The sequence below is a fragment of the Nonomuraea rhizosphaerae genome (genome assembly GCF_019396405.1).
Lineage (GTDB): Bacteria > Actinomycetota > Actinomycetes > Streptosporangiales > Streptosporangiaceae > Nonomuraea > Nonomuraea rhizosphaerae.
In genome coordinates this window covers 1-8,512 of the sequence record NZ_JAHKRL010000313.1, presented here as the reverse complement: position 1 = coordinate 8,512, position 8,512 = coordinate 1, and the positions used below count along the sequence as shown (strand labels likewise).

8 protein-coding genes and 1 pseudogene are annotated in these 8,512 nt (G+C 72.3%); 5 read left to right on the top strand and 4 right to left on the bottom strand.

The window, feature by feature from the left end:
- Positions 1-263 precede the first annotated feature (263 nt).
- Entirely contained in the window at positions 264-599 is a 336-nt protein-coding gene (locus KME77_RS15710) for an STAS domain-containing protein (RefSeq protein ID WP_219467617.1), read from the bottom strand.
- Positions 600-746: 147 nt separating this feature from the next.
- On the opposite strand from KME77_RS15710, the gene KME77_RS15705 reads away from it, so the two are divergent.
- Together KME77_RS15705 and KME77_RS15700 are read left to right on the top strand one after the other, a co-directional pair.
- Positions 747-1,607 carry an MEDS and STAS domain-containing protein gene (locus KME77_RS15705; protein WP_219467615.1) on the top strand — a complete coding sequence of 287 codons (861 nt, stop codon included), beginning with the start codon at positions 747-749 and terminating at the stop codon, positions 1,605-1,607.
- Positions 1,600-1,989: an ATP-binding protein gene (locus KME77_RS15700; RefSeq protein WP_219467612.1), complete on the top strand. Its 390-nt coding sequence runs from the start codon at positions 1,600-1,602 to the stop codon at positions 1,987-1,989. Before KME77_RS15705 ends, KME77_RS15700 begins: the two co-directional genes overlap by 8 nt.
- Positions 1,990-2,025: 36 nt before the next feature.
- Here the strand turns inward: KME77_RS15700 and KME77_RS15695 are convergent, their stop codons facing one another.
- A complete protein-coding gene (locus KME77_RS15695; RefSeq protein WP_219467608.1) occupies positions 2,026-3,819 on the bottom strand; it encodes an ABC transporter ATP-binding protein in 1,794 nt (597 codons plus the stop codon).
- A complete protein-coding gene (locus KME77_RS15690) occupies positions 3,816-5,582 on the bottom strand; it encodes an ABC transporter ATP-binding protein (RefSeq protein WP_219467622.1) in 1,767 nt (588 codons plus the stop codon). The genes KME77_RS15695 and KME77_RS15690 overlap by 4 nt, the downstream gene beginning before the upstream one ends.
- A gap of 115 nt (positions 5,583-5,697) precedes the next feature.
- Here KME77_RS15690 and KME77_RS15685 point away from each other — a divergent pair, with 115 nt between their 5' ends.
- From KME77_RS15685 to KME77_RS15675, 3 genes are all read left to right on the top strand, one after another.
- A complete protein-coding gene (locus tag KME77_RS15685; protein ID WP_219467606.1) occupies positions 5,698-6,327 on the top strand; it encodes a TIGR03085 family metal-binding protein in 630 nt (209 codons plus the stop codon).
- A 171-nt stretch (positions 6,328-6,498) separates the two neighbouring features.
- Entirely contained in the window at positions 6,499-6,660 is a 162-nt protein-coding gene (locus tag KME77_RS15680) for a cytochrome c family protein (RefSeq protein ID WP_219467602.1), read from the top strand.
- 61 nt (positions 6,661-6,721) lie between these two features.
- Positions 6,722-8,083 carry a glutamine synthetase family protein gene (locus KME77_RS15675; RefSeq protein ID WP_219467599.1) on the top strand — a complete coding sequence of 454 codons (1,362 nt, stop codon included), beginning with the start codon at positions 6,722-6,724 and terminating at the stop codon, positions 8,081-8,083.
- A gap of 277 nt (positions 8,084-8,360) precedes the next feature.
- Here KME77_RS15675 and KME77_RS29330 read toward each other — a convergent pair.
- Positions 8,361-8,512, bottom strand: a pseudogene (locus tag KME77_RS29330) (imidazole glycerol phosphate synthase subunit HisF); the annotation flags it as partial.

Below are 8,512 nucleotides of genomic sequence, written 5' to 3'. Positions count from 1 at the left end.
CTCGCCGCCCATCTGGCGGCGCGGCGCGTCACCACGCACGTCTACTACCCGCGGGTCCTGCCCACGCGGCGGGCCGTTCGTTCCCCCCTCGCACTGCGAGGCGCTTTCGCGTGCCCCCCGGAAGCTCCGGCCGTGCAGCCGGACCGGCGTCGTGCCGGAGCGTCGGCGGCTGACCGGATCACCTGGGCGTCAGGGCCGTACGGGGCGCCCAGGTGGCTCGGTCAGGCGTTTCCGCCCGGCTGCCGGTCGCTGCCGGCCGGTCGCTAGTCGAGTGCCTGCGACAACGTCTCGTAGATCGGGAACAACGGTGCGAGGTTCGTCCTGCGAAGGCGCCTGAGCACCTGACCGTCCGTGGCGACCAGGCTCATCGTGCCGTCACGCTCCCTGAGGGTGGCAAGCTGCCGCACCAGCACCCCCAGGCCAGTCGTGTCGATGAAGGTCAGGTTGCTCAGATCGACGACCAGGCGGGGCCCGTGCGTCGCGACCGCCTCGTCGAGACATCTGCGGACTTTGGAGACGTTGTCCGCGTCGACCTCTCCCGCGAGGCTGACGACCACGAGCTCGCCATGTCGGCGCCGCGTCATTTCCAGCACATCCACGCCCATGCTCCTATGACTCCGCCCACTAGCGGCCCCGCGGAAAAGGTACACCCGTCCAGGGCGAGTTACCGAGCGTTTTGCTGAGAACGCATTACGTGATGGGCCGCCGCGGAGTATTTTCTGTCCGACGCGCGGCTGGGAGGGGGCGTGGTGAAGGTCACGGGCTCGGTCCTCGACCCCGATCTGGGTGATCACGTCTGCCTGCCGTTCCTCGGTGAGCGGGAGCGGATGGCGGCCACACGGGTGTTCACCGCCAACGGGCTGCGCCGCCGCACCAAAGTGGTGATCATCACCCACGCCGACTCGCCGGAGCGGACGCGGGAGTGGCTGGCGCCGCTCGTGCCGGGGTTCGCCTCGGAGGAGGCGGCCGGGCGGGTCACCATCCTGCCCGCCACCCCCTGCGCCGCCGCCGAGGAGGCGGACACGGCGACCGCCGGCGGGCCCGCCGATCACGAGTGGCTGCTCGGCGAGCTCGTCGCCGCCGGCGAGCAGGCCCGCGAGATGGGCTGTCACGGCGTCTACGCGCTGGTGGACGCCTCGTGGGGGCTGCGCGACGGCCGGGCGCGGGAGGCGTTCGAGGCGGCGGCCAACGCGCTGTTCGGCGAGCGGTGGCTGGCGGCCGTGTGCCAGTACGACCGCCACCTGTTCCCGTCGGAGACCATGGACCGCGCCGCCGCCATCCACCCGATCGCGCCCGAGCAGGCGCTGCTGCGCTACACCAACCTGGAGGAGCCGGCCGGGCTGCGGCTGTCGGGCGACGTGGACGTGACCAACCGGCCGGCGTTCGCCTCGGTGCTGGCGCAGCTGGAGCCGGTGGCCGGGGACGTGGTCATCGACGCGACGGGCCTCGGCTTCATCGACGCCGGCTCGGCGCAGCTCATGGCGGTGACGGCGCTGGCCAGGCCCGGGCGCGCCACGGTCGTGCTGTGCCGCCGGCCGGTGGCGCGGGTGCTGCGGCTGATCAGGGCCGACGAAGCGGTCACCGTACGCCAGGTCGGCGATGTATAAGCAGGTTCTCAGCGCGACGTTCGCGCGGGGGTGCATCACGGCCCTGCGCAGGTCGGTCTCCGAGCACGCGGCCGGCGAGGGGCTGGCCGGCCGGCGGCTGGAGGACTTCGTGCTGGCCGTCAACGAGATCACCACGAACGCGGTGCTGCACGGCGGCGGCAGCGGCCGGCTGCGGCTGTGGTGGCAGGAGGACCTGTTCTGGTGCGAGGTCACCGACGACGGTCCCGGCCTGCCGCTGGGCTGGATCAGCGCGTCGCGGGCGCCGTCCGGGTACGAGCCGCGCGGGCGGGGGCTGTGGCTGACGCGGCTGCTGTGCCTGCACGTGACGGTGGTCTCGGGCCCTGGCGGCACCAGCGTCCGCTTCGCCGCCACCGCGGATTGACCGCCCCCGGGCGACCTGCCCGAGTGATCGCCCGGGTCAGGAGTGGGCCGCCGACACCCACGAGGCGTGCAGGTCGGCGTAGACGCCCGGCTCCCGCACCAGTTGTGCGTGCGGCCCCCGCTGCACCAGCTCGCCCGCGTCGAAGACCAGCACCTCGTCGGCGTTCTCGGCCGTGGACAGCCGGTGGGCGATGGAGACGGCGGTGCGGCCCCGGGTGACGCCGTCCAGCGCCCGCGCCAGCCGCACCTCCGTGGCCGGGTCCACCGCCGAGGTGGCCTCGTCGAGCAGCAGCAGGTCGGGGTCGGCCAGGTAGGCGCGGGCCAGCGCGACGAGCTGCCGCTCCCCCGCCGACAGCGACTCGCCGCGCTGCCCGACGGGCGTGTCCAGGCCCGACGGCAGGCCCTCCACCCAGTCGGCCAGGCCCAGCTCGGTCATGGCCAGCACGATCTCGTCGCGGGTGGCGGCGGGACGGCCGTAGCGGACGTTCTCCTCCAAGGTGCCGTCGAACAGGAACCCGTCCTGCGGCACCATCACGATGCGCGAGCGCAGCGAGGAGAAGCGGACGTCGCGCAGGTCGTGGCCGTCGACGGTGACCCGCCCCGAGACCGGGTCCATGAGCCGGGTGAGCAGCTTGGCGAACGTGGTCTTGCCCGACCCCGTCTCGCCGACGACGGCGACGCGGGAGCGCGGCGGGATGGCGAGCGTGATGTCGCGCAGCACGGGAGGGCCGCCGGGGTAGGCGAAGCGCACGTGCTCGAAGGCGACGGAGATGGGCCCGCGCGGCAGCTCCACGCCGGCCTCGCCGGGGTCGGCCACGTCCGGCGGGGTGTCCAGGACGCCGAGGATGCGCCGCCAGCCGGCGACGGCGTTCTGCGCCTCGTTGAGCACCTCGGTGGCGGTCTGCAGTGGCGAGACGAACAGCGTGATGAGGAACAGGAACGCCACCAGCTTGCCGGCCGTGATGTCACCCGACAGGCCGAGCCGGACGCCGAGCAGGACGATCCCGGAGACGGCCAGGGCGGCGACGATCTCGGTCAGCGGGAAGACGAACCCGACGATCGTCTGCGCCTTGATCTGCGCCGCCTTGTTGGCGTCCACGGCCGTGCCGATGCGGTCGGCGGTGCGGCGCTCGGAGGCGTAGGCCCTGATGACGGCGGCGCCGACGACCGACTCGCTGACGGCGGCCAGCATGTCGCCGGTGCGCTCGCGCACGGTGGTGTAGGCGCGCGACAGCCACCGCTGGAACCTCGGCAGCGCGATCACCAGCGGGACGAAGCAGGCCCACACCAGCAGCGTGAGCTGCCAGGAGTAGACGAACATCAGCACGCTGGCCACCAGCACCTGCCCGAACGCCACGATGATCATCAGCCCGCCCCATTGCATGAACGTGCTGATCTGGTCGACGTCGTTGGTGACGCGCGAGACGAGGGCGCCGCGGCGCTCGCTGTTCTGGGTGAGGACCGACAGGTCGTGCACGTGGCGGAAGCCGCGCACGCGCAGCGTGGCCAGCGAGGACTCGGTCGCCTTGTAGAGGCGGACGTTCATCACGTACCCGGCCAGGGCCGTCAGGACCACCGCGGCGGCGCACAGGGCGACGGCCCGCCAGATGTAGGGCAGGTCGGGCGTGCCGGTCTTCAGGCCCGTGTCGATGGTCTGCTGGACGGCGATCGGCACGATGATCTTGCCGATGGTGGCGACGACGGCCAGCGCCAGCGTCACGGCCAGGCCGGTGCGGAACTCGGGCGTCAGCGACAGGCCGTGGCGGATGGTGGCCAGCGCCGAGCGATCGGCGTCGCTCCTGATGACCGCGGCCTCAGTGCTGGAACTCACGCGCCGACCTCCTCGACCTCGATGGCCGCCCGTTCGGCCTCCTCGCGTTCGTAGGCGGTCACGAGGTTGCGGTAGCCCTCGCAGCGCGCCAGCAGCTCCTCGTGGCCGCCCCGGTCCACGACCCGGCCGCGGTCGAGGTAGACGATCTCGTCGGCGAGCGCGATCGTGGCCATCCGGTACGCGACCACGACCACGCTGGCGGCCGCCCCGCGCAGCCCTTGCAGGATCTTGGCCTCGACCTGCGGGTCCACGCTGGAGGTGGCGTCGTCGAGGATGAGCAGCCGCGGCCGGCGGGCCAGCGCGCGGGCCAGGGCCAGCCGCTGGCGCTGCCCGCCGGACAGGGTCGTGCCGCGCTCGCCGACCCGCGTGTCCAGGCCGTCGCCGAGGGCGCCGACGAACCCGTCGGCCTGGGCCAGGCGCAGCGCCGCCCACACGTCCTCGTCCTGCACGTCCAGGCCGAGCGCGATGTTGCCGCGCACGGTGTCGTCGAACAGGAACGTCTGCTGCGGCACCAGCGCCACCGAGCCGGCCAGCGTCCCGTAGGCCAGCTCGCGCACGTCCACGCCGTCGAGCAGCACCCGCCCGGAGGCCGGGTCGACGAGCCGGACCAGCAGCTGCACCAGCGTGGACTTGCCGGACCCGGTCGGGCCGACCAGCGCGACGGTGCGGCCGGGCGGCACGTCGAAGCTCACCTCGTGCAGCACCCGGGCGCTGCCGTAGGCGTAGGAGACGTCCGAGATCTCCAGGTTCGCGGGCGCGGCCTGCTCCAGCGCGGCCTCGCCGTACGCCATGGAGCCCTCCGCGTCCAGCACGGCCCGCACCCGCTGCCAGCCGACGACGCTGCGCGGCAGCTCGGCCAGCACCCACCCGAGCGCCCTGATCGGGAAGGCCAGCAGCGTGAACAGGTAGGCGACCTGCACCAGCTCGCCGGAGTCGATCGAGGCGGTGGACAGCCGCAGCGCGCCGACGCCCAGCACCGCGAGCACGCCCAGTGTGGGCAGCGCCTCCAGCATGGGGTCGAACAGGCCGCGGACCCGGCCGACGGCGATGTTGGCGTCGCGCAGCTCGTGGGCGCGCCGCTGGAAGCGCTCGGTCTCCAGCGCCTCCCTGCCGAGGGTCTTGACGACGAGCGCGCCGTCGAAGCTCTCGTGCGCGATCTCGCTGACCTCGGCGCGCAGCTGCTGCGCGCGGGTGGCCAGCGGGCTGAGCCTGCGCTGGTAGACGAGGTTGAGCACGGCGATGGCCGGGAAGATGAGGAAGCCCACCAGGGCGAGCACCAGGTCGGTGAACAGCATCGCGATCGCGGCGGTGAACAGCATGACGATCACGCCGACGGCCATGGGCAGCGGCGCCAGCGGCGCCCAGGCGGCCTCGGCGTCGGCGCTGGCGTTGGACAGCAGCTGCCCGGTCGGGTGCCGGTGGTGCCACGACAGCGGCAGCCGCAGGTACTGCCGGGTGACCGCGCGCCGGGAGCTGGCCTGCATCCTGTACTGCAGGAGCCCGGCCAGGATGCGCCGGCCGGCCACGCCGATCGACTTCAGCAGGGCCGTGCCCATGATGAGCAGCACGGCGGTCCACAGCGCCCCCGCCGTGACGTCGCCCTTGTCGAAGGCGGGCAGCACGACGTTCTCCGTCGCCCAGCCCAGGGCCCAGGCCGAGGCGACGGTCATGCCGCCGTACAGGCCGCTGGCCAGGACGGCCGCGGCGAACACCGCCTTCTCCGCGCGAACGGCCACCCCAAGGACGCCCAGTCCTTGACGCATGACGGCCGAGGTGACCTTGCTCGCCACTCGAAGCTGCCCTTCCCCCGTCCAGTTTTCTCCTTATGTCCCTATCACGGGGGATCAACTTGTTATTCCCGCGAGTAGGCTTGACCGAGTGACTCACGCTCGTAGCGAACGCGCCGCGCTGTGCGACCTGTTCGACCTGCTCGGCCCCGACGCCCCCACGCTCTGCGCGGGCTGGGCCACCTACGATCTGGCCGCTCACCTGGTGCTTCGCGAGCGCAGGCCGGACGCGATGGGCGGCATCGCCCTCAAACCGCTGGCCGGCTACACCGCCTCGGTCCAGAACGGGCTCAAGGCCAAGCATCCCTACCCCGAGCTGGTCGGCCTCGTGCGCAAGCCGGGCGGCGTGTACGGCCTGCTGTCCTTCCTCGACGACGCCGTCAACACGATCGAGTACTTCGTCCATCACGAGGACGTGCGCCGCGCCCAGCCCGGCTGGGAGCCCCGCGAGCTGCCCGCCGACCTGGAGGAGCTGCTGTGGAAGCGGGTCGCCGGCGGCGGCAAGCTGATGCTGCGCAAGTCACCCGTCGGCGTGGTGCTGCACCGGCTCGGCGGCGGGGTGACGCTCGGCGGCGCCCAGCAGGGCCCCAAGGTCGAGGTGACCGGCCGGGCCGGTGAGCTGGTGCTGTTCTGCTTCGGCCGCCAGGAGCACGCCAAGGTCGAGCTCAACGGCGACGCCGACGCCGTCGCCCGGCTACGCAGCGCCAAACTCGGTATCTGAGCGCTACCGGCAACATCTGGGGTTCGGTAGGGGCGTCGCGGACACCTCTTCGCTCTACCATGGCGTGAGAAACGAGCCCCCCGGTTAGGATCAAGAACGTCTTCACAGAAGATGCCAAGGATCGCCCAGATCCGGGTATATACGGCTGGGAATGGACTGCAGGAGGCCCCCATGCAGGTCAAGAAGGTGGTCACGTACGTTCTCGTGGCGTTCGTGATCTTCTATCTGTTCACCCGGCCGGCCCAGGCCGCGTCCGCGGTCAACGGCGTCTTCGACGGGATCGTCCAAGGCGCCAACCAGTTGGCCGTGTTCTTCACCAACGTGCTGCCGTGAGGTACGGTCCTGTCTGCGTCAGAAGCTTCCCCGCGTAGCCAGATCGTGTTACGCAGGCAGGATGACAGATCGCCCGAGCGCCACCAAGATCAATCAGCCTGATCGCCACGTCCGGCGCATCCTGGAACGCGCCGAGCTCGAGGGCATCGAGCTGATCCGCTTCATGTACGCCGACCACGGAGGCGTCATCCGTGGCAAGGCGTCGTCCCGGTCGCGGCTCGCCGAACGGCTGGGCAGCGGGATCGGGCACACGGTGGCGATGATGGCGATGAACATGCTCGACCAGCTGCAGGACGTCGAGTACATGGGTCCGGTGGGCGAGGTGCGCATCGTTCCCGATCCCTCGACGTTCGTCCCTCTCCCTCACGCGCCGGGCGCCGCGGCGATGCTGTCGGACCTCCGCAACCCCGACGGCACGCCATGGGAGGCGTGCGCCCGCACGTTCCTCAAGGACGCCGTCGCGGCATTGGCCGACGACGGTTACACGCTGCTGGCCGCGTTCGAGCCGGAGTTCACGCTGGGCCGCCGCCTGCCCGACCCCACGGGCGGCTACGACCGGCTGATCCCGCTCGACGACTCGCTGTGCTACGCGGGCACGGGCTTCGACACGGCGCACGACTACGCCATCAAGCTCATCCGCGCCCTGGAGACCCAGGGGCTGCGCGTCGAGCACTACCACCCGGAGCTGGGGCCGGGCCAGCAGGAGCTGTCGGTGCGCCACGCGCCCGCGCTGCGCGCCGCCGACAACCACGTCCTGTACCGCGAGACCGTGCGCGGCGTCGCCATGCGCATGTCGATGTGGGCGTCGCTGGCCCCCAAGCCGCTGGCCGACCAGTCCGGCAACGGCGCGCACCTGCACCTGTCGCTGTGGCGCGAGGAGCAGAACCTGTTCGCCGACGACAGCGAGCTGCGCGAGTGCTTCATCGGCGGCCTGCTGGCGCACCTGCCCGCCCTGACCGCGATCACGTGCGGCAGCGTCAACAGCTTCCGGCGGCTGGCGCCGCGCATGTGGTCCAGCGCGTACGCGGTCTACGGCCCCGACAACCGCGAGGCCGCGGTGCGCATCTGCTCCCCGCTGGGCGAGAGCGGCGAACCGAACCTGGAGCTGAAGCCGTCGGACTCCTCGGCCAACCCGTACCTGTCGCTGGGGGCGGTCATCCACGCCGGGCTCGACGGGATCCGCCGCAAGCTGGACCCGGGCGAGGCCGTCGACGTCGACCCCGACACGCGGCCCGGACGGTACCAGCGGCTGCCCGCGTCCCTGGACGAGGCGCTGGACGCGCTGGAGGCGGACGAGGTGCTCATGGAGGCGCTGGGGCCGTTGCGGCGCAGCGCGTACCTGGCGGTGAAGCGGTCGGAGGCGGCGGCGTTCGCGGCCAAGGACGCGGGATACGAGCTTTTTCACCACATGCGGGTGTTCTAGGGGGGACAGTGCCGGCGGTTCGCCAGACGACGGCCCGTACGGGCTGAGGGCCCTTGGGAGCCACCCCCTTCGGGGGTGGGCGGGCGGATCGGACGGGCGTGTCCCAAAGGCGGGCGGGTCGATCGCGCGTGCCTCAGGGGCGGGCGGGTCGGTCGGGCGTGCCTCAGGGGGTGAGCGGTCCGGTGCCGGGCACCGGGCCGGTCGGTGCCGCTCGAAGGGGCTTCCCGTAGAACCCGGCCCACCACCCGTGGGGAGCCGCCTTCGAGCGGAACCGCGGCTACCCGCGTACCGGATGCCCGGCCGCGCGCAGCGTCTCCTTGACCTCGGCGATCTTCAGCGTCCCGAAGTGGAACACGCTGGCCGCCAGCACGGCGTCGGCGCCGGCCGCGACCGCCGGAGGGAAGTCCTCCAGCCGCCCGGCGCCGCCGC